Annotated in this window: 13 protein-coding genes and 3 pseudogenes; 13 read left to right on the top strand and 3 right to left on the bottom strand. The window is 69.0% G+C overall.

Annotated features, from left to right (window positions below; genetic code table 11):
• Window positions 1-8: 8 nt before the first annotated feature.
• The 4 genes from mrcB to tsaB are packed head-to-tail and all read left to right on the top strand — an operon-like array spanning window position 9 to window position 5857.
• Complete coding sequence (gene mrcB, locus ACFOPO_RS01455) at window positions 9-2411, top strand: penicillin-binding protein 1B (RefSeq protein ID WP_386700186.1); 2403 nt, start codon at window positions 9-11, stop codon at window positions 2409-2411.
• Between the two features lie 23 nt (window positions 2412-2434).
• Complete coding sequence (locus ACFOPO_RS01460) at window positions 2435-2944, top strand: hypothetical protein (RefSeq protein WP_386700189.1); 510 nt, start codon at window positions 2435-2437, stop codon at window positions 2942-2944.
• Window positions 2945-2964: 20 nt separating this feature from the next.
• Window positions 2965-5082 carry an ATP-dependent DNA helicase gene (locus tag ACFOPO_RS01465; protein WP_386700191.1) on the top strand — a complete coding sequence of 706 codons (2118 nt, stop codon included), beginning with the start codon at window positions 2965-2967 and terminating at the stop codon, window positions 5080-5082.
• Window positions 5083-5137: 55 nt separating this feature from the next.
• Window positions 5138-5857: a tRNA (adenosine(37)-N6)-threonylcarbamoyltransferase complex dimerization subunit type 1 TsaB gene (gene tsaB / locus ACFOPO_RS01470; protein WP_386700192.1), complete on the top strand. Its 720-nt coding sequence runs from the start codon at window positions 5138-5140 to the stop codon at window positions 5855-5857.
• A gap of 15 nt (window positions 5858-5872) precedes the next feature.
• On the opposite strand, the gene ACFOPO_RS01475 is transcribed toward tsaB, so the two are convergent.
• Window positions 5873-6751, bottom strand: coding sequence for an energy transducer TonB (locus ACFOPO_RS01475; protein ID WP_386700195.1), 879 nt, complete (start codon window positions 6749-6751; stop codon window positions 5873-5875).
• A complete protein-coding gene (gene gshB / locus ACFOPO_RS01480) occupies window positions 6748-7698 on the bottom strand; it encodes a glutathione synthase (RefSeq protein WP_386700197.1) in 951 nt (316 codons plus the stop codon). The genes ACFOPO_RS01475 and gshB overlap by 4 nt, the downstream gene beginning before the upstream one ends.
• A 386-nt stretch (window positions 7699-8084) precedes the next feature.
• On the opposite strand from gshB, the gene pilG reads away from it, so the two are divergent.
• The 5 genes and pseudogenes from pilG to ACFOPO_RS01505 form a co-directional block, all read left to right on the top strand.
• The gene (gene pilG, locus ACFOPO_RS01485) at window positions 8085-8483 is read left to right on the top strand and encodes a twitching motility response regulator PilG (protein ID WP_115843698.1); all 399 of its coding nucleotides are present in this window, start codon (window positions 8085-8087) and stop codon (window positions 8481-8483) included.
• A 19-nt stretch (window positions 8484-8502) separates the two neighbouring features.
• The gene (locus ACFOPO_RS01490) at window positions 8503-8868 is read left to right on the top strand and encodes a PleD family two-component system response regulator (RefSeq protein ID WP_115843696.1); all 366 of its coding nucleotides are present in this window, start codon (window positions 8503-8505) and stop codon (window positions 8866-8868) included.
• A gap of 7 nt (window positions 8869-8875) precedes the next feature.
• Window positions 8876-9436, top strand: a pseudogene (locus ACFOPO_RS01495) (chemotaxis protein CheW); the annotation flags it as partial.
• A 68-nt stretch (window positions 9437-9504) separates the two neighbouring features.
• Window positions 9505-11529 carry a methyl-accepting chemotaxis protein gene (locus tag ACFOPO_RS01500; RefSeq protein WP_386700199.1) on the top strand — a complete coding sequence of 675 codons (2025 nt, stop codon included), beginning with the start codon at window positions 9505-9507 and terminating at the stop codon, window positions 11527-11529.
• Window positions 11530-11653: 124 nt separating this feature from the next.
• Window positions 11654-13921 (top strand): annotated as a pseudogene (locus ACFOPO_RS01505) (Hpt domain-containing protein); the annotation flags it as partial.
• A gap of 700 nt (window positions 13922-14621) precedes the next feature.
• On the opposite strand, the gene ACFOPO_RS01510 reads toward ACFOPO_RS01505, so the two are convergent.
• The gene (locus ACFOPO_RS01510) at window positions 14622-15434 is read right to left on the bottom strand and encodes a pentapeptide repeat-containing protein (RefSeq protein WP_386701230.1); all 813 of its coding nucleotides are present in this window, start codon (window positions 15432-15434) and stop codon (window positions 14622-14624) included.
• Between the two features lie 296 nt (window positions 15435-15730).
• Between ACFOPO_RS01510 and ACFOPO_RS01515 the strand changes: the two are divergent.
• The 4 genes and pseudogenes from ACFOPO_RS01515 to ACFOPO_RS01530 form a co-directional block, all read left to right on the top strand.
• Window positions 15731-18010 (top strand): annotated as a pseudogene (locus ACFOPO_RS01515) (response regulator); the annotation flags it as partial.
• Complete coding sequence (locus ACFOPO_RS01520; protein ID WP_386700201.1) at window positions 18003-19601, top strand: chemotaxis protein CheB; 1599 nt, start codon at window positions 18003-18005, stop codon at window positions 19599-19601. The pseudogene ACFOPO_RS01515 and the gene ACFOPO_RS01520, both read left to right, overlap by 8 nt.
• Before the next feature lie 22 nt (window positions 19602-19623).
• On the top strand, window positions 19624-20130 hold the full coding sequence (locus ACFOPO_RS01525) for a chemotaxis protein CheW (protein WP_386700204.1): 507 nt from the start codon (window positions 19624-19626) through the stop codon (window positions 20128-20130).
• Window positions 20127-21218, top strand: a complete 1092-nt coding sequence (locus ACFOPO_RS01530; protein WP_386700206.1) for an acyltransferase family protein — start codon at window positions 20127-20129, stop codon at window positions 21216-21218. The genes ACFOPO_RS01525 and ACFOPO_RS01530 overlap by 4 nt, the downstream gene beginning before the upstream one ends.
• The last annotated feature ends 37 nt before the right edge of the window (window positions 21219-21255 follow it).

Below are 21255 nucleotides of genomic sequence, written 5' to 3' on the forward strand. Positions count from 1 at the left end.
CCCATGCCGTGGCCCAAATCGATTACGACGAAGACGAAACCGCCGACGACAGCCAGTCCCCGCAGTGGCGGCGACGCCTGGTCACCTGGCTGCTGGCCGCAGTGGGCCTGGGCCTTGGCTTCCTCATCCCCTACACGCTGTACCTGAACCACGAAGTCAGCGAACGCTTCGGCCAGCTGCGCTGGCAGATCCCGACCCGGGTCTATGCGCGGCCGCTGGAACTGGCCCCGGGCCTGACCCTGGACGCGACCACCCTCAAGACCGAGCTCGACGCCGCTGCCTACCACTCCGGCGACGGCGTGCGCCCGGGCAGCTACTCGCGAACCGGCGGCCGCTGGCTGATTTCCAGCCGCGGTTTCAACGACGTCGACGGCGCAGTGCCGGCGCGACGGCTCGAAGTCGTGCTGTCCGGCAGTCGGGTCGCCTCGGTGCGCGACGCCGAGAAGAAGCGCGAGCTCAAGACCGTCCGCCTCGACCCCGCGCGCATCGCCACGCTTTACGGCCAGAAGCAGGAAGAGCGCCGCCTGGTGCGCCTGAAGGAAGTGCCCGAGCTGCTCGTCACCGGCCTGCAGGCGGTCGAGGACCGCGACTTCAACAGCCATCACGGCATCGACCTGACCGGCATGATCCGCGCGGCCTTCAAGAACGTCGCCGCCGGTCGCGCAAAACAGGGTGCGAGTACGCTGACCCAGCAGCTCGCCCGCAGCGGCCTGCTCGGCATCGGCCGCGAGCAGACCCTGACCCGCAAGGGCAAGGAAATCCTCTACGCGATCCTGATCGAGGCCCGTTACGACAAGGGCACGATCCTCGAGGCGTACTTCAACCAGGTCTACCTGGGCCAGCGCGGCGCGCAGGCCATCCACGGCGTCGCCGCCGGCGCCGAGTTCTGGTTCGGCCGCGACCTGTCCGACCTGAGCACCGAGCAGATCGCGCTGCTCATCGGCATCGTGCGCGGGCCGTCCTACTACGATCCGCGGCGCAATCCCGAGCGCGCGCTGGAGCGCCGCAACTTCGTCCTCGGCGAGATGCACGAGACGAAGCTGATCGACGACGCCGAGTACCAGCGTGCGCTGAAGGCGCCACTGGGCGTGACCAAGGACCCGGGCAGCGTCGCCGCCAACCGGTTCCCGGCCTATGTCGACCTGGTTCGCCGCCAGCTGGCGCGCGACTACCCGGCCGATGCACTCGCTGGCGCCGGGCTGGCCGTGATGAGCGGCATGTCGCCTTCGGCGCAGGCAATGGCCGAAGGTGCGGTCGCACGCACGCTCAAGAGTCTGGACAACAAGCGCCGGCCGCCGCTGCAGACCGGCCTGGTGGTGACCGACGTCCACAACGGCGAAGTCGTCGCCGTCGTCGGCAGCCGCAGCGTGGCCGAGCACGGCTTCAACCGCGCGATCGAAGCGCAGCGCCCGGTCGGTTCGCTGCTCAAGCCGTTCGTGTACCTGCTGGCGCTGGCGCAGCCGGGCAAGTACTCGCTGGCCAGCTGGGTCGACGACTCGCCGGTCACGGTCGCGCTGGGCAAGAAGAAAAACTGGAACCCGGGCAACTCCGACGGCCGCAGCCACGGCACCGTCCGCCTGATCGATGCGCTGGCCATGTCCTACAACCAGGCCACCGTTCGCGTGGGCATGCAGGTCGCGCCCGAGCGCATCGCCAGCCTGATCAAGACCCTCGCCGGCATCGAGACCGAGCCCAATCCGGCGTTGATCCTCGGCGCGGTCGACCAGAGCCCGTACGCGATGGCGCAGCTGTACCAGTTCCTCGCCTCCGGCGGCGAAATCCAGCCGCTGCACGCGGTGCGCGGCGTGCTCGACGCCAACGGCCGCGCGCTCAATCGTTACGACAAGGACCCGGCGCCGGCGCAGGAAGGCGACGCCATTGCCGCGCGCCTGATCACCATTGCCCTGCAGCAGGCTGTCTCGAACGGCACCGGCACGCAGCTGGTCCGCGATGGCCTCGGCCGCCTTTCGCCCGCGGGCAAGACCGGCACCAGCAACGACGGCCGCGACAGCTGGTTCGCCGGCTGGACCGGCGACCACCTGGCGGTGATCTGGGTCGGCAACGACCAGAACCAGACCACCGGCCTGTACGGCGCCACCGGTGCGATGCGGGTGTGGTCGGCGATCTTCTCGCGCCTGCCCAGCGCGCCGCTGAAGGTCGGCGACAAGGGCATCGACTGGCAGTGGACCATCGCCAGCAACACCACCGATCCCGAGTGCGTGGGTGCGCGTCGATTCGCTTATGTCGCCGGCTTCGCCCCGTCGTACGCGCCGTGCCCGGCACCGGAACCGGTGGCCGAGGAAGGGCAGGGCGGTTGGCGCGAATGGTTCGGTTTCGGCCGCAAGGATGAGGAGAAACCGGCCGAGCAGGCCGCGGAGGCGCCGCCGCAGCAGCAGGAGAATCAACAGTGAGGATGTTGAAGTCGCAGGCCGCAATGCTGGCAGCTTTGCTGCTGGCGGCCTGCAGCACCACGCCGCCGCCGCTGGCAGAGCCCATGTTCGACGCGCCCGCTGCGGTTCGCGCCGTTCGCGCCGCCGGTGGCGCCGCCAGTACCGAACTCGACGTGCAGCCGTTGCGCGATTCGCAGGTCGAGGACCTGCGCAAGGAAGCCGAGCGACTGGAGCGGGCTGGCCAGTACCCGCAGGCCGCCGCGGCGCTGGACCACGCGCTGGAGATCACGCCCGACGACCCGGCGCTGCTGCAGGAGCGCGCGGAATCCGCACTCCTGAACGATCGTCTCGATGACGCCGAGCGTTTCGCCCGCAAGGGCCTCGATGGCGGTTCAAAGGTCGGACCGCTGTGCCGGCGCCACTGGGAAACGATCGCGCAGGTGCGCGAGGCCAGGGCGCGGGCGCTGCCGGTGGACGTCCCGGGCAACCCCAGCGCCACCGATGCCCGCCGCGAGCGCGATGCCTGCACCGTCGCGGCACCGCCGCGCTACTGAAATGCGGCGACAATGCCGGAATGACTAACCGCCTCAGCGAGGCGAGTCGCGCGGCCCTGGCCGACGGCGGCGAACTCTCGCGCAACATCCCGGCCTTCACCACCCGCGTCGCCCAGCAGGACCTGGCGGCGGCGATCGCCGATGCCGTCGACAGCCGCGGCACGCTGCTGGCCGAAGCGGGCACGGGCACCGGCAAGACGTTTGCCTATCTCGTGCCGGCATTGTTGTCGGGCAAGAAGACCATCGTCTCCACCGGCACGCGCGCGCTGCAGGACCAGCTCTACCACCGCGACCTGCCGCGCGTGCGCGATGCCCTCGGCATCGGCCTGAAGACCGCGCTGCTCAAGGGCCGCGCCAACTACCTGTGCCATTACCGCATGCGCCAGGCGCAGGGCGAGCCACGCTTCGCCACTCGCGAATTGGCCGCGCAGTTCCAGCGCATCGTCGCCTGGTCCGGGCGCACGCGCATGGGCGACCTGGCCGAGCTCGACGCACTGCCGGAAGACTCGCCGCTGCTGCCGATGGTCACCAGCAGCGCGGAAAACTGCCTGGGCAGCGAATGCCCGTTCTTCGCCGACTGCTTCGTCGTGCAGGCGCGGCAGCGCGCGCAGGCGGCCGACCTGGTGGTGGTCAACCACCACCTGCTGCTGGCCGACCTGGCGCTCAAGCAGGAAGGTTTCGGCGAGATCCTGCCCGGCGCGCAGACGTTCGTGGTCGACGAGGCCCACCAGTTGCCGGAGCTGGCCGCGCAGTTCTTCGGCGAGGCGCTGAGCGCGCGGCCGCTGGTAGAGCTGGCGCGGGATGCCCTGACCGAATGCAAGCAGGTGCCTTCGGCGCTGGCCGCCGTGCAGGAACCGGCGCGTGCGCTGGAGCAGTGCGTGCGATCGCTGCGCGCGGCGATGGACGAGCTGCCGGTGCGCGGCACGCGCCGGCGTGCGGCCGAGGAGCCGGCGGTCGAGGAGGCTTTCGATGCCCTCGCCGATGCGTTGCGGCACCTGCACGGCGTGCTGCAGCCGCTGGCGCCGGCATCGCCGGGCTTCGATGCCTGCGCGGCGCGCGCGGTGGAGTTCGAAGGGCGGCTGCAACGCTGGCGGGACGACTCCGGCGACGCGGAGCCAAAGGAAGACGACGAGTTCGCCGAGGACTTTGCCCAGGTCGACGCCGCCGCTGACGACACGCAGGACGACGACGCCACCGCGAAGGCCAGGGCCGCGAAAAAGAAACGCGACGATGGCAGCGTGCTCTGGTACGAGCTGACCGCGCGCGGATTCCGACTCAGCCGCACGCCGCTCGACGTCGCCGGCCCGCTCGCGCAACACCGCGCGCAGTCGCATGCGGCGTGGGTGTTCACGTCGGCCACGCTCGCCGTCGGCGGCCGCTTCGAGCATTACGCGATCAAGCTCGGCCTGTACCTCAAGGGCGATGATCCGCCGCAGACGCTGCTGGTGCCCAGTCCGTTCGACTGGGAAAAGCAGGCGCTGTGCTACCTGCCGCGCGGGCTGCCTGATCCGACGGTACGCAACTACAACGAAAGCATGGTCGAGAAGATCCGGCCGGTGCTGGAGGCCTCGCGCGGGCGCGCGTTCGTGCTGTTCGCCTCGCATCGCGCCTTGCGCGAGGCGGCAGAACTGCTCAAAGGCGGGCCTTGGCCGCTGTTCGTGCAGGGCGAGGCGCCACGACCGGTGCTGCTCGAACGCTTCCGTGCGTCCGGCAACGGCGTCCTGCTGGGCGCGGCCAGTTTCCGCGAAGGTGTCGACGTCGCCGGTGATGCGCTCAGCGTGGTCGTGATCGACAAGCTGCCGTTCGCCGCGCCCGACGATCCGGTGTTCGAGGCGCGACTCGATGCGATCCGCCGCAACGGCGGCAACCCGTTCCGCGACGAACAGCTGCCGCAGGCGGTGATCGCGCTCAAGCAGGGCGCCGGCCGGCTGATCCGCAACGAACACGATCGCGGCGTGCTCGTGCTGTGCGACCCACGCCTGACCAGCAAGACCTACGGCAGCGTCTTCCTCAACTCGCTGCCACCGCTGCCGAAGACGCGGCACGTGGAGGATGTCGCCGCGTTCTTCCCGCCGGACCCTGCCGCAGAGCTGGATCTGGTCGAGGCCGGGCTGGGGCTGGGCAGCGGGGACGCGTAAGGGCCGCTCACGCGATCGACGTTATGCTGTTGGCCTGCCTCCCGCCCCCGACGCAATGAACCTGCTCGCTTTCGAAACCGCCACCGAAGCCCTTTCCGTCGCCCTGTTGATCGACGGGCAGGTGCACGAGCGGTTCGAGCTGGCGCCGCGTCGCCATGCCGAGCTGGCGCTGCCGTGGGCCGATGAGCTGCTGGCACAGGCAGGCATCGCCCGTTCCCAGCTCGATGCCATCGCGGTCGGGCGCGGACCCGGTGCCTTCACCGGCGTGCGCCTGGCGATCGCGGTGGTGCAGGGCATTGCCATGGCACTCGACCGGCCGGTGGTGCCGGTGTCGACGCTTGCCGTGCTGGCGATGCGCGCGGAACTGCTGCCGCACGCGGGTGCCAGTCGCCACGTGCTTGCCGCGATCGATGCGCGCATGGGCGAGGTGTACTCGGCCGCGTTCGAGCTTCGCGACGGCGACGCACATGCGCTGTCGCCGGAGTCCGTGCGCGCGCCCGATCAGGTCGAGCTGCTGGACTCGCCAGCCGCCGGATGGTTTGGTGTCGGCACCGGTTTCGGTGCCGCCGATGGCGCGTTGGCGCAACGCCTCGGCGATCGCATGGTCGCCTTCGATGCGACGCAACTGCCGCATGCCGCCGACGTCGCGCGCCTGGCCGCACATGCGTTCGCGCGCGGCGAAGCGGTTGCGCCGGAGCGGGTCGAACCGGCGTATCTGCGCAACAACGTGGCGTTGACGATCCGCGAGCAGCAGGCGCTGCGCGATTCGCGCTGACTGCCGAAGTGAGTCTTACTCGTCGACCAGCGTGCCGCCCGGCAGGAAGTTCCACGTCCGCGTGACGTGCAGGATGTCCGGGTTTTCCTCGGTCCTGGGCAGCGGCGGGTAGGGCTCGGCGAGTTTCGCGATGCGCAGTGCCGACCCGTCGAGCAGCGGTACGCCACTGGATTTCACGATGTCCGCGCGCTCGACCGAACCGTCGCGGCGGATCGCCACGCTGATCACCACCTGGCCGGCCAGATGGCGGCGGCGGGCTTCGTCGGGGTAGTTGAGATTGCCGACGCGCTCGACGCGGTCGACCCATTCGCGCAGGTAGCCGGCCCAGGTGTATTCCTGCGTGCTGGCCGAGACGAACTTGCGCGTCGGGCGCTTGGCGTAACGCTCCGAGCGCATGTGGATCTCGGCGGCCAGGCGCGCCATCTCCATGTCGTGTTCGATCTTTTCCTGCCCCTGCGGCAAGGGGCGCTCGCTCGGCGCGGGCGTCGACCGCGCCGTCGCCGTGGTGGTCGCGCCGCGGGTGCTGGTGACCACGCGCGCCTGCGGTGCAGGTTGCGGTGCCGGCGACTGCGCGCGCAGCGTGCGCGGCGCCAGGCCGGTGGTGGCCTGCGGCAGCGGGCCGGACTGCGCCTCGCGCGGGCGCGTGCTCTTGTCATGCTCGCCGCCGCCCTGGTTGTTGGCCTGGGCGAGGAAGTCGGCCTGCTTCGGCGTCAACGCCGACGTGGTCTGGGTCAGGATCACGTCGAGGGTCGGCATCACCGGTGCGGCGTTTTCCAGCGTCCAGCCCAGGCCGAGCAGGAGGATGCCGTGGACCAGCAGCGACAGCACGAAGGTGGCGCTGACGCGGCCGTTGTCGGCATCGGCGTAGCTATGCGGTGCGACGACAGCGCTCATGCGGCCAGGCGGGCCTCGATCGCGTCGAACATCAGCCCGGCTATGTTGAGGCCGTACTGCGCATCGAGTTCGCGGATGCAGGTCGGGCTGGTGACATTGACCTCGGTGAGGTAGTCGCCGATCACGTCAAGGCCGACGAACAGCATGCCGCGTCGCTTCATCTCCGGGCCGACTTCGGCCGCGATCCAGCGGTCGCGATCGCTCAGCGGACGGCCTTCGCCGCGGCCGCCGGCGGCAAGGTTGCCGCGGAACTCGTCGCCCTGCGGAATGCGCGCCAGGCAGTAGTCCACCGGCACGCCGTCGACCAGCAGGATGCGCTTGTCGCCTTCGCTGATCTGCGGCAGGTAGCGCTGCGCCATGGCCAGGCTTTGGCCGCCCTGGGTGAGCGTTTCCAGGATCACGTTGAGGTTGGCCTCGCCCGCGCGCGCGCGGAAGATCGAGCGCCCGCCCATGCCGTCGAGCGGCTTGAGCACGGCCTCGCCGTGCTCGCCGACGAAGGCCTTGAGCGCGGCGTTGTCGCGGCTCACCAGCGTCGGCGGACAGCACTGCGGGAACAGCAGCGCGGCCAGTTTCTCGTTGTAGTCGCGCAGGCCCTGCGGGTCGTTGACGACCATCGCGCCGGCCAGCTGGGCCAGGCCGAGCACCTGGGTGTCGTGGATGTATTCGTTGTCGACCGGCGGGTCCTTGCGCATCAGCACGACCTGGCCCGGGCCGAAGGCGAGGGTGCTCCAGTCGCCCAGCTCAAACCAGCCGGCCTTGTCATCGCGCACCCGCAGCGGGGCGACCTTTGCCAGCGCCGTACCGTCGCGCACGGACAGCCCGCCGGGTTGCACGTAATGCAGTCGATGGCCGCGGCGCTGCGCTTCCAGCAGCATGGCGAAGGTCGAGTCCTTGGCGATCTTGATCGACCCGATGGGGTCCATCACGACGACGATGTCGAGCGGCATGGCGGCACTGCGAGGAAGAATGCGCCAGATGGTAGCAGGCAGGTCCCGGCCTCCGGCCAGCCTTGCCGGTCACCAGGCCGGCAACGTGCCGACAGGTGCCCGGCTGCCCATCCGGACTGGTACGTACGTCGCGGCTCGGCAAAAAGGTCGTCGGCAGGGGAGGGGAACTGGGGTATACGCATCGGGCGTGCCCGAAAGTCGCCCTGCCGGCCGGTCCCCCGACCCCCTGCTGTTCGATCCGGAAGCGGTTCCCGGCTTGACCGGGCCCGTGGCGCGTTCAGCATGCCCGCTGAAAAGTTTGCTTGACAGCATCGGCGAGGCTTGGAATAAAGACAGCTGGCGAAGTGCCCGCAGACGCGCGGCATTCGCACGGGGGAAATCCAAAAATGCTAGACGAGGTCCGCAACGGCAGCCTCGGCGGTCTGAAGGTCATGGTGATCGACGATTCCAAGACCATCCGCCGAACCGCCGAAACGCTGTTGAAACGAGAAGGCTGCGAGGTGGTCACCGCCACCGACGGCTTCGAGGCGTTGGCGAAAATCGCCGACCAGCAGCCGCAAATCATCTTCGTGGACATCATGATGCCGCGCCTGGACGGCTATCAGACCTGCGCCCTGATCAAGAACAACCATCTGTTCAAGGGCACGCCGGTCATCATGCTGTCATCGAAGGACGGCCTGTTCGACAAGGCGCGCGGGCGCATCGTCGGCTCCGAGCAGTACCTCACCAAACCATTCACCCGCGAAGAACTGCTCGACGCGATCCGAACGCACGTAAACGCCTGACCGGGGGGTAAGGCAACAAATGGCACGTATTCTTCTTATCGAGGATTCGCCGACCGATACGGCGGTCCTCACCCAGCTTCTTGAGCGCAATGGCCACCAGGTGCTGGCCTCGGGCAATGCCGAAGACGGCATTGAAACCTGCAAGCGCGAGAAGCCCGACCTGGTGATGATGGACGTCGTGCTCCCGGGCATGAACGGCTTCCAGGCCACCCGTGCCCTCTCGCGTGACGCCGACACCAGCACCATCCCGGTGCTCATCGTCAGCACCAAGGGCATGGACACCGACAAGGCCTGGGGCATGCGCCAGGGTGCACGCGACTACATCGTCAAGCCGCCGCGCGAAGACGAACTGATCGCCCGTATCAACGCCTTGCTGGGTGCCTGACTAGATGTTGCATTCGCCGTTCGATGTGCTGGTCGACTACGAGCGCCGCAGCCTGGCGCACGTGGTCGGCTTGCCCGAGCAGCTCGACGCGCCGGGCCTGTGGCGCGGCGTCGGTTACCGCATTGGTGACCGTCGCCTGGCCTCCGGCTTCGGCGAGGTGCTGGAAATCCTCCCGCTGCCGCAGGTCACCCCGGTGCCCGGCGCACAGCCCTGGCTGCTCGGCCTGGCCAACGTCCGTGGCAGCCTTTTGCCGATCGTGGACCTCAAGCAGTTCCTGGAAGGCCAGCGCACCGTGCTGCATGAAAGCCAGCGCATTTTGCTGGTGCGCCAGCCCGGCGGCGACGTTGCCGTGCTGATCGACGAGCTCTACGGTCAGCGAAGCTTCCAGGACCAGCAGCTGGTCGAGGTCGAAGCCGAGCCGGTCGCCGAGGAAGGCTCCGACGCCGCACTGGCCACCGGCCGCTACAGCCATTTCATCGAGCGCGCCTACCGCCTCGACAACCACACGTGGGGCATTTTCAGCCTGGACAGGCTGGCCCGCACGCCCGAGTTCCGCCAAGCGGCCTCTGAAATGCCGCGCACTGACATGTCGCGGTCCGAGCACCGCTCCAGCAGCAACAATACCGAGGTTGAATCATGAGTGTCACTGCGATTGATAGCGCTGCCGGCAAGGGCCGTAGCCTTGGCGTCAACACCTGGCTGGTCGTGCTGGGCATATCGGTGCTCATCTTCGGCCTCAACACGGGCTATGCGACGTGGAAGGCGGCCCGACTCGGTGGCGCCAGCTCCTCGGCCTCGGATCTGCAGGTGAACTCGCAGAAGCTGGCCGTGCAGGGCTCGGAGGCGGTCAGCGGTGACGCCGCGGCCTTCACCGCGTTCAAGGAAACCCGCGCCCAGATCGTCCAGGACGTGGAGCAGCTCAACACCAACTTCGGCGACACCGCCGGCGTCGCAGGTCCCATCAAGACCGTCGCCGACACCTGGGGCCCGCTCGGCAAGAGCGCCGACCAGGTGATCTCGAGCGAAACCGCGGTGCTGGCCCTGGCTGGCAACGCCGACAGCTTCACCAGCCGCGTGCCGCAGCTGCAGGCGCGACTGGACGAGCTGGTGCGCGCGATGTCGGCCTCCGGCTCGCCGTCCTCGCAGGTCTACATCGCCCTGCGCCAGGTGGTGCTGTCGGGCAAGATGAACGAACGCATCACCCAGATCCGCGCCGGTGGCAGTGGCGCCGCGCTGGCGGGTGAGGCACTGGGCCGCGACGCCGCCGTGTTCGGCAACGTCCTGACCGGCCTGCGCAAGGGCGACGCCGCCTTCGGCGTGACCCCGCTGGGCAACCAGAACGCACTGGCAGCGCTGGCCCAGGCCGAGACGCTGTGGCTGGAAATGAAGAAGGACCTGGACGCCATCCTGTCCAGCTCGCAGAACCTGTTCCGCGCACAGGCGGCAGCCGAAGCGATCACCGGCGGCTCCAACAAGCTGCTGGCCGACAGCCAGAACCTGTTCCGCGCCTTCACCGCCTTCGGTTCGCTGAAGGACACCAGCATCGCCGGCAACCTGTGGATCTCGATCCTCTCCGGTGGCGCCGCGCTGCTCGCGATCGTCTTCCTGGTGTTCTCGCTCAACAGCCAGCAGAAGAAGCGCTACCTGACCACCAAGGAACTCAACGACCGTAACCAGGAGGCGATCATGCGCCTGCTGGACGAGATGGGTTCGCTCGCAGAAGGCGACCTGACCGTAAAGGCCACCGTCACCGAGGACATGACCGGCGCCATCGCCGACTCGATCAACTTCGCCGTCGAACAGCTGCGCAGCCTGGTGCAGACGATTACCGACACCTCGGTGCAGGTTGCCGCCAGCGCCCAGGAAACGCAGGCCACCGCCATGCACCTGGCCGAGGCCGCAGAGCACCAGGCGCAGGAAATCAACTCCGCTTCCAGCCGTATCAGTGAAATCGCGGCCTCGATCAACCAGGTGTCGCGCAACTCCGCCGAATCGGCCGACGTGGCACAGCGCTCGGTGCAGATCGCGACCAAGGGTGCGGGCGTGGTGCGCCAGACGATCGCCGGCATGGACTCGATCCGCGACCAGATCCAGGAAACCTCGAAGCGAATCAAGCGACTGGGTGAAAGCTCGCAGGAAATCGGCTCGATCGTGGAACTGATCAACGACATCTCCGAGCAGACCAACATCCTGGCGCTTAACGCGGCAATTCAGGCGGCCTCGGCCGGTGAAGCGGGCCGCGGCTTCGCGGTCGTGGCCGACGAAGTGCAGCGACTGGCAGAACGCGCATCGAACGCGACCAAGCGAATCGAAACGCTGGTCCAGACGATTCAGTCCGACACCAACGAAGCCGTCAGCTCGATGGAGCAGACGACGTCGGAAGTGGTCGCCGGTGCACGACTGGCCGAGGACGCGGGTACCGCGCTGGGCGAGATCGAAAAGGTGTCGTCCGACTTGTCCAACCTCATTCAGGGCATCTCGACCGCCGCGCAGCAGCAGTCCAGCGCTGCATCGAACATCACCGCGACGATGAACACCATCCAGTCGATTACCGCGCAGACCTCGCAGGGTGCGAACCAGACGGCGGCGTCGATTGGAAACCTCGCGCAACTGGCAGCCGACCTGCGTCGCTCCGTTGCCGACTTCAAGCTGCCGGCCTGACAAGGACGAGGTCGATGAACAGGTTCAAATGTGGCCACCGGCGCATGCTCGACATGAGCATGCCCGAGGGCATGGGCCACGGAACGCGCCGGTTCACCGCTGCGTGGGGTGAACGATGACGGTAATGCGCGAAGCAATCGATACGACCACGCTGGGCTGGATCAAGCCGGAGCTTGACGAGACCCTGCGCCTGGCGCAGCAGGAAATCGAGGCCTATGCCGAGAATCCTGCCGACACCACGCGCATGCGCCACTGCGCCGACCAGCTGCACCAGGTGCACGGCACGCTGCGCATGGTCGAGCTGTACGCGCCGGCGATGGTCGCCGAGGAAATGGAACGCCTGGCACTGGCGTTGCAGCAGGGCAAGGTCGCTGATCGCGACGAGGCCTGCGCGGCGCTGATGCGCGGCGTGGTCCTGCTGCCCGATTACCTGGAACGCCTGCAGGGCGGCCACCGCGATATTCCGATCGTGTTGCTGCCGCTGCTCAACGAGTTGCGCGCCACGCGCGGCGAGGCGGGACTGAACGAGAGCGTGCTGTTCGCGCCCGATCTCGATCGTCCGCTGCCGGCCAACGTGGCCGGTTCGCCGGCCCCGCGCAGCGCTCCGTCGCACAACTCGTCCGGCCACCTGGCCGCGCTGCGCGATGCCCTGGCCACCTGGCCGGAAGACGGCAACCCGGCGCATCCGGACAAGCTGGCCGGCGCGGTTGACGGCCTGCTGGCCGAAGTCGTGCTGGAGCCGGTGCGTCGCATGTTGTGGGTGGCCTCTTCGGTCGCCGGCGCCCTGCGTGACGGCGCCCTGCCGGCCACGCGCGCGCTGCGCCAGGCCTTCGGTGGCGTCGAGCGCGAAGCGCGCCTGATGCTGGCCGACGATGGCTTTGCCGCGCCGCGCACTGAGCCGGCCGCCGAGCCGACCCGCCAGTTGCTCTACCACGTCGCCCACAGCGACGGCCGCCATCCGGCGCTGGACGACCTGCGCCACACCTTCGAACTCGCTTCGCACCTGCCCAGCGAGTCGGAACTCGAACACGCCCGCGGCAGCCTCAGCGGCCGCAACCGCGCGCTGCTCGATACCGTCGCCGCGGCGATCAAGGAAGACCTGCTGCGCGTCAAGGACGCGCTCGACCTGCACCTGCGCACCGGCCAGACCGATGTCGCCAACCTGCTGCCGCAGGTGGACGCGCTCAGCCGCGTCAGCGACACGCTCGGCATGATGGGCCTGGGCGTTGCCCGCACCGTGGTGCTGCAGCAGCGCGATGCGATGCACGAGATCGTCAGCGGACGCCGTCCGGCCGACGAGGGCGCGTTGCTCGACGTCGCCGGCGCACTGCTCTATGTCGATGCCTCGCTGGACGACCAGGTTTCGCGCCTGGGCCTGCCCGACGAGCAGGCCGACGACGACCTGCTGGCCGGTGAAGCCCGCAAGGTCCTCGACGTGGTCGTGCGGGAAGCCATCGCCAACTTCGGCGACGCCCGCCAGGCTTTCGTCGCCTTCGTCGAAACCAACTGGGACCACGCCGAACTGGCCGAAGTCCCGCGCGTGCTGGACGAAGTCGGCGGCGCGCTGCGCATGCTCGAACTGTCGCAGCCGGCCGACTACCTCACTGGCGTCAAGCGCTACACCGAGGTCGAGCTGATCGGCCGCAAGCGCGTGCCCAACGGCCAGCAGCTCGACACCCTGGCCGACGCGCTGGCGAGCCTGGAGTACTACCTCGAGGCCCTGCGCGAGCAGCGCCCGAACCGCAACAACATCCTCGACATCACCCGCCAGAGCCTGGAATCGCTGCGCTACTGGCCGCTGCCGGAATTCGACATCGCCGCGACGATGGCGCCGAGCTCGCCGATCACGCGCGAAGAGCTGGCCAACGTCCCGGACTTCGAACTGTCCGACACGATCACGCTGGGCACGGTCACGATGTCCGCGCCGGCCGACACGGCGTCGAACCACCAGGCGTCGAACGCCCGGGCGTCGAACAACGAGTCCATCGCACCGGCACCGGCAGCCCCCGCGGCTGCACCCGCTGCACAGGCGCCGGCACCGGTCGCGACCACGGCACAGGCCATCGCCGCCGGCGGTTTCGAGCACAGCGACGACATCGACGACGAGATCCGCGAGGTGTTCCTCGAGGAGCTCGACGAAGAGATCCGTCACCTTGGCGACCTGCTGCCGGTCTGGCACGAGGCCCCTGACGACAGCGAACGCCTGCGTCCGATCCGCCGCGTGTTCCACACCCTCAAGGGCAGTGGCCGCCTCGTCGGCGCCAAGACCCTGGGCGAGTTCAGCTGGAAGATCGAAAACCTGCTCAACCGCGTGCTCGACGGCACCCGTCCTGCCAGCCCGGCGGTGATGGGCCTGGTCGGCCACGCCTACACCGCGCTGCCGCAGCTGCATGCGGCGCTGCGCAATGAAGGTGTGATCACGGCCGATCTGGCCGGGATGGAGTCGCATGCCGACCGCCTCGCCGAAGGCGACGAGACGCTGTACACGCCGGCCCCGGCCGCGAGCGCAGCGGTTGCCGAACCGGTGGTGGCCGAAGAGCTCACGCTGGAAGCGGTCAACCTCGACATGCTTGCGGTGGAAGACGAAGTCGAACCGGTCCTCGCCATCGAGGAAACGTTCGAAGAAGCCATCCCCGCGCCCGTCGCCGAGATCGCACCCGGCACGCCCGCGTCGGTCGACGCGGTGCTTCTGGAGATCCTCGACGCCGAGGTCAGTGGCCACCTGGTCACCATCGAGCAGTGGCTGGCAGCCGCCAACCACGCCCCGCGCCTGGTCGACGACGGCCTGCAGCGTTCGTTCCACACGCTCAACGGCGCTTTCGCGATGACCGAAGTGCCGGTGATCACCGAGATCACCGGTCCGACCGAGATCTACGTCAAGCGCCTGCTGGCGTCGGCCACGCCGGCCAGCGTCGAGGGCGTCGCGGCGATGGCCGAAGTGGCCGATGCGATCCGTCGCACCCTGGCCACGCTGAAGACCCCGTCGCCGCGCGTGCCCGCGTTCGAAGGCCTGGCCGCGCGCATGCGTGCGCTGCGTGATGGCTTGCCGGATGCGCGCCAGTCGATGCCGATGAGCGTCGAGCCGATCGACGTCAGCTTCGCCATGGACGACGGCGACGAAGCCACGCTCTCGGCGATCGACCTGAGCGAGTACACGGACCTGGCGTCCGGTGTCGGTCCGGATTTCGGCGACGAAGCACACGCTGCCCGCGTGGAAGCCGAGCTGGCCGAAGCAAGCCGCATCGAAGCCGAACGCCTGGCCATCGAGCAGGCCAACGTCGAGATCGTCGACGTCGAGCGCGTGGAAGCCGAGCGCTTCGCCCTCGACCAGACCGAAGTCGAACGCCTGGCCGCGCTTCAGCGCGAGCAGGAAGCGCGTCTGGACGCCGAGCGCCAGGAAGCCGCGCGCGTCGAGGCAGAGCGCCGCGAGGCCGAGCTTCTCGAAGCCGCACGCCTTGAAACCGAACGCCTCGAAGCCGAGCGTCTCGAAGCGCAACGCCTCGAAGCCGAGCGCCTTGAAGCGGAACGCATTGAGACCGAGCGCCTCGAAGCAGAACGCATTGAGGACGACCGTCTCGAAGCCGAACGCCTCGAAGCAGAGCATCTCGAAGCAGAGCGCCTTGAGGCCGAGCGTCTCGAGGCCGAGCGCGCTGAAGCCGAACGCGCCGAAGCCGAACGCGCCGAAGCCGAACGCGCAGAAGCCGAACGCGCAGAAGCCGAACGCGCCGAAGCTGCACGCCTCGAAGCAGAACGCCTCGAAGCAGAACGCCTCGAAGCCGAGCGCCTGGCCGAGGAGGAGCGCGAGTACGCCCGCCTCGAAACCGAGTACGCCGAGGCCGAGCGTGTTGCACGCGAGCAGCAGATCGCTGCCATCGAAGCGACCGCCTCGGTGGGCCTGACGGCATTTGCCGACGCCGGCGCACCGGGTGCCAACGAGTCCGCGGGCGATTCGGGCGACGACGAACCGGTCGCACACGAATCGCACGCCGCCGCCACGCACGCCGACGTGGGCCATGCCGATGTGAGCCGCGCCGACGCGGCCGACGATGCGCAGGAGCCGGCCGTCGCCGCGCTGATCGCGCACGCACTGGCCGCCAGCGACGATCCGGACGAAGCGCTCGACCTGACCGGCCTGGATCCGGAGCTGGTCGACATCTTCGTCGAGGAAGCCAGCGACCTGCTCGACCATTCCGACGGCCTGCTGGCGCAGCTGCGCCAGGCGCCGGGCGATCGCGAGCCGGTGGTGGGCCTGCAGCGCGACCTGCACACCATCAAGGGTGGCGCGCGCATGGCCGGCATCATGGCCGTGGGCGAACTCGGCCACGCCATGGAATCGCTGCTGGAAGCCGTCGCCGAACAGCGCTGCGAGCTTGGCCGCGATGGCGTGCCGCTGCTCGAGCACGGTTTCGACCGCCTCCATGCCATGGTCACCCGCGTTGGCGAGCGCCGCGCGATCGCCATGCCGGACGCGCTGATCGCGCAGTTCGACGCACGTGCCCGCGGCCAGGCCTACGTGCCGGTCGTGCAGGACGAAGTGGCCAAGGCGGCCCCGGCCGTGGTGGAAGCACCGCAGCACGTCGAGCTCAAGCCGCTGTCGGCACCGATCAGCGATACGCCGGCCACGGACGACGACGAGATCGGCGTGCGCGCTCCGCAGGAGCAGGTGCGCATCCGCGCCGACCTGCTCGATCGCCTCGTCAACTACGCCGGTGAGGTCGCGATCTACCGCGCCCGACTGGAACAGCAGCTCGGTGCGTTCCGCGGCGCCATCGCGGAAATGGCAGCGACCAACACGCGTATGCGTGACCAGCTGCGTCGACTGGAAATCGAAACCGAAGCGCAGATCGTCGCCCGCTACCAGCGCGAAGGCGACCTGGCCGAGCAGGCGTTCGATCCGCTCGAGCTCGACCGCTTCTCCAACCTGCAGCAGCTGTCGCGCGCACTGGCCGAGTCGGCCGCTGACCAGACCAGCCTGCAGACCACGCTCGACGACCTGACCCGTCAGTACGAAACGCTGCTGCTGCAGCAGTCGCGCGTGAGCTCGGAACTGCAGGAAGGCCTCATGCGCACGCGCATGGTGCCGTTCGACGGCCTGCTGCCGCGCCTGCGCCGCGTCGTCCGCCAGGCCTCGGGCGAACTGGGCAAGAACGTCCAGCTCAAGCTCGACGGCACCCAGGGCGAACTCGACCGCAACGTGCTCGAGCGCATGACCGCGCCGCTGGAACACCTGCTGCGCAACGCCGTCGCGCACGGCCTGGAAACGCCGGACAAGCGCCGCAAGGCACACAAGCCGGAAGAGGGCACGATCCGCATCGCGGTCCGCCGCGAAGCTTCGGAAGTGGTGCTGGAAGTCGGCGACGACGGTGCCGGCCTCGACCGCGCCGCGATCCGCCGCCGTGGCGAAGAGCGTGGCCTGGTCCGCGCCGACGCGGTGCTGTCCGACGCCGCCCTCGATGCACTGATCCTGGAACCGGGCTTCTCCACCGCCGATGCCGTCAGCCGCCTGTCCGGCCGCGGCGTGGGCATGGACGTGGTCGCCAGCGAAGTGCGCCAGCTCGGCGGCACGCTCGACATCCATTCGGTCCCGGGCAAGGGCGTCAACTTCACCCTGCGCCTGCCGCAGACGCTCGCGGTCACCCAGGCCGTGTTCGTCCGCATCGGCGAGACCACCTTCGCCGTGCCGATCGCCTCGGTCCGCGGCGTCGGCCGCATCGCCCGCGACCGCCTCGACATGGCCGATGCAACCTATCGCTACGGCGGCGAGGACTACACGGTCCACGACCTCGGTGCGCTGGTCGGCCACGGTACTGCCAAGGCCGAAGGCCACCTGCAGATGCCGCTGCTGCTGATCCGCTCCGGTGACCTGCGCGCCGCGGTCTGCGTCGACCAGGTCGTCGGCAACCGCGAAATCGTGGTGAAGGCCGTCGGTCCGCAGGTCGCTTCGGTGCCGGGTATCTTCGGCGCGACCATCATGGGTGACGGCCGCGTGGTCGTGATCCTCGACGTCGCCCCGCTGGTGCGCCGCCAGATGCTGCTGCCGCGCGATCACGTGCCGGTCGTTGCCGCGCCGGTGGAACAGCGCCGCGTGCCGCTGGTGATGGTGGTCGACGACTCGGTGACGATGCGCAAGGTCACCGGCCGCGTGCTGGAACGCCACAACTTCGAAGTCCTCACTGCGAAGGACGGCATCGATGCCCTGGAGCGCATGGCCGACCGCGTGCCGGACCTGATGCTGCTCGACATCGAAATGCCGCGCATGGACGGTTACGAGCTGGCCACGGCCATGAAGGGCGATTCGCGCCTGCGTGGCGTGCCGATCGTGATGATCACCTCGCGTACCGGCGACAAGCACCGCCAGCGCGCGTTCGAAATTGGTGTTGAGCGCTACCTCGGCAAGCCGTACCAGGAGCCGGAACTGATCCGCAACGTGTACGAACTGCTCGGGATCAATGCGCAGGGGGCATCTCGCGGCCATGAGTGAGTCTTCGCGTCGCGCGGTACTGCTGGCGCGACCGGGCGCGGCGTGCGAACGCCTGCGCTCGGCGCTCTCCGAAGCCGGCGCACAGCTGGTGCTGGAAGCCGATCCGACCACGCTCGACCTGTCCGCGCTCGGACTGGCCGCACCGCAAGTGATCGTGGTTGCGCTGGATGCGGTCACCGAAGACGTCATCGAACGCTTCGATCCGGTGCTCGCCGATCCCGCGGTCGAAGTGATCTACGAGGAAGCGGCACTCGCCGCGTCTCGCGAAGGTTGGGACCTGGCGCGTTGGACCCGCCACCTGGCGGCCAAGCTGCAGGGCCATGGCAACGTGTTGCCGCCGGGCCACGAGCCGGAAGGCGAGGGCGAATTCGGCGCCGGTGATTTCGCCGTGCCGGTGCAGGCTTCCGCGCCGGTCGCGGTCGCGGCTGCTGTTGCGCCGGCCATGCCCGAAGCACCTGTGCCCGAAGCACCTGCCCTCGAAGCACCTGCCCTCGAAGCAGCCGTCGCAGACGTTGCCCCGGTCCAGATCGCAGCCGTCGACACGGCAGCACTGAGCCCGTTCGACCCGGTCGCTGCCGAGCTCCACTACGAGCCGGCGCTCGCCACCACCAGCGCACCGCCGCTGATGGAGATGCAGGCGCTGGACGCCATCGAGATGCCGCTGCTGGACGAGCCGGGCATGGTCTCGACCGATGACGCCGCGCTGGTGATCGAGCCGTTCGAGTCCAGTTTCGATTACGAGATGGCGCCTGCGGCCGCACCGGTCGTGGTCGAGCTGCTCGACGAAGTCGTGCCCGAAATTTCCAGCGAACGACGCGCGCCGGCCGAGCCGGTGCTGTTGTTCGAAGCCAGCCGCTTGCCCGATATCGCCGTTGACGATGTCGCGCCGGTGGCGCCGCCTGCCGCCGCCGTGGCCGCACCGCTGGCGCCGGACTGGTCGTTCGCCGAAGACAACGCCGGCACCACCGCCAGCACCGACAGCAAGGCCAGCAACAACCGCTTCCAGCGCGACCTGGGCGACCTCGAAACCCGCATCTCCGCGCTCGAACTGGTCGAAGACCGCCAGACCGTGCACAACAACGGCGCCGTGCTGGTGCTCGCCGGTATCGGCGGCCCGGACGCCGTGCGTCAGTTGCTGGGCGCACTGCCGGAAAGCTTCCCGCGCCCGGTCCTGGTGCAACAGCGCCTCGACGGTGGCCGCTACGATCGCCTCGTCGCGCAGATGCAGCGCGCCACGCCGCTGCAGGTGAGGCTCGCCGAGCCGGGCCTGCTGGCCATGGCCGGCTCGATCTACATCCTGCCCGCCGAGATCGCGATCGCCGTGAACGAGTCGGGCATCCGCTTCATCGAAGGCGACGGCGACGTCATTTCGTCGCTGCCGTCGGCGGACTCGGCGGTGCTGCTGCTCAGCGGCAGTGATCCGACCCGCGTCGATGTCGCGATGAACCACTCCTGGGCTGGCGCATTGGTCGCCGGACAGGCGCCGGATGGTTGCTACGACGCGGCGGCCTCGGCCGCACTCATCGCACGCGGCGGCGCATCCGGACAGCCGGTCGAACTTGCCGGACGTCTGATCGCACGTTGGAACTGAGCGGGCAGACAGGACCCTGAAGATGCCGAATCGAAACCATTCCAAGCACGCCGCAGCCGTACCGGCCGTCGAAAACGACATCCGGGGCGTGCTCATCCAGGTCGCTGGCGGCCGCCTGCTGCTGCCCAACGCGACGATTGCCGAGGTGCTGTCCTACGCCGAGCCCGATGCCGTGGCCGACGTACCGGACTGGCTGCTGGGCCGCATCCGCTGGCGCGGCTGGCAGTTGCCGCTGGTGGCGTTCGCGCGACTGGCTGGCCTTGCCGACGAGCGCGGTGGACTGGGCAGCAAGGTGGTGGTGCTGCGCGCACTGGGTGGCAATCCGCGCGCGCCTTACTTCGCCATGCTGACGCAGGGCTTCCCGCGCCTGGTGACGGTGTCCCGCGACACGCTCGTCGTCGTCGACGACACCAACGAATTGCCCAATGGCGTGCAGGCACGCGTGCTGCTCAACGAAGACGCGGCTTTCCTGCCCGACCTGGAATCGATTGAAGCGCAGGTCAGCGCGGTGCTGGTGCAGGCGGCTTGAGCCAAGCACCGGCGGCGCCGGACCGTCAGGCACGTTACGCCTCGGTCGATGCCCTGCGCGGCATCACCGTCGCGGCGATGCTGCTGGTCAACAACCCGGGCGACTGGGGCCACGTCTACGCCCCGCTGCTCCACGCCCACTGGCATGGCTGCACGCCGACCGACCTGATTTTCCCGATGTTCCTGTTCATCGTCGGCGTGTCGATCGCGCTGGCGCTGATGCCGCGCCTGGAACGCGGCGACGCGGCAGGCGCCCTTGCGCGGACCGTGCTGGTGCGCGGCGCTCGCATCATCGGCCTCGGCCTGTTGCTGCATCTTTGTGCGCTGTGGGCGTTCGATCTGCCGCACTACCGGGTGATGGGCGTGCTGCAGCGGATCGGTCTCTGCTTCGCCGCCGCGGGCGTGCTCGCCCTATGCGCGCGACCGCGCACGCAGTGGTTCGTGCTGGCCGCGCTGCTGGTCGGTTATGGCGCGCTGGTCGCCAGTGGCGGCAGCCTCGAACCCTTCGTCAACCTCGCCAGTCGCATCGACCATGCGCTGCTCGGCGTGCACGTGTATCAACTGGATCCGGCGACGGGCCGTGGCCACGACCCGGAAGGACTGGTCAGCACGCTCGGCGCGCTGGCGACGACGCTGCTGGGCGTGCGCGCCGGCGACTGGTTGCGGCGCGGGGATCTGCGCGCGTTGTGGCTGGCAGGAGCGATCGCGATGGCGCTGGGGCTGGCGTGGTCGTGGTGGCAGCCGTTCAACAAGAATCTGTGGACGTCGTCGTACGTCCTCTGGACCGGCGGCATCGCCTGCTGGGTGCTGGCGATCGCGCACTGGCTGGTTGACCGCAAACGCCTGCCCGCGCTGGGGCGGGCGTTCGGCGTCAACGCGATCGCGGCCTACGCGGGTTCGGCCTTCATGCTGTATGCGCTGGTCGCGGCCGGTTGGCTGGAACCCTTGTATCGGGTCGGGTTCGCCGACTGGATGACGCCGCGATGGGGCCCGTACGTGCCATCGCTGGCGTATGCCGTCTCGTTCGTGGCGGTGTGGTGGGCAGTGGTGCGCGTGCTCGATGCGCGCCGGATCCATTTCAAGATCTGATCCACCGTCATCCCGGCGAACGCCGGGATCCAGGCCC

Origin of the sequence: Lysobacter sp. GCM10012299 (genome assembly GCF_042649405.1) — a bacterium.
Lineage (GTDB): Bacteria > Pseudomonadota > Gammaproteobacteria > Xanthomonadales > Xanthomonadaceae > Lysobacter_J.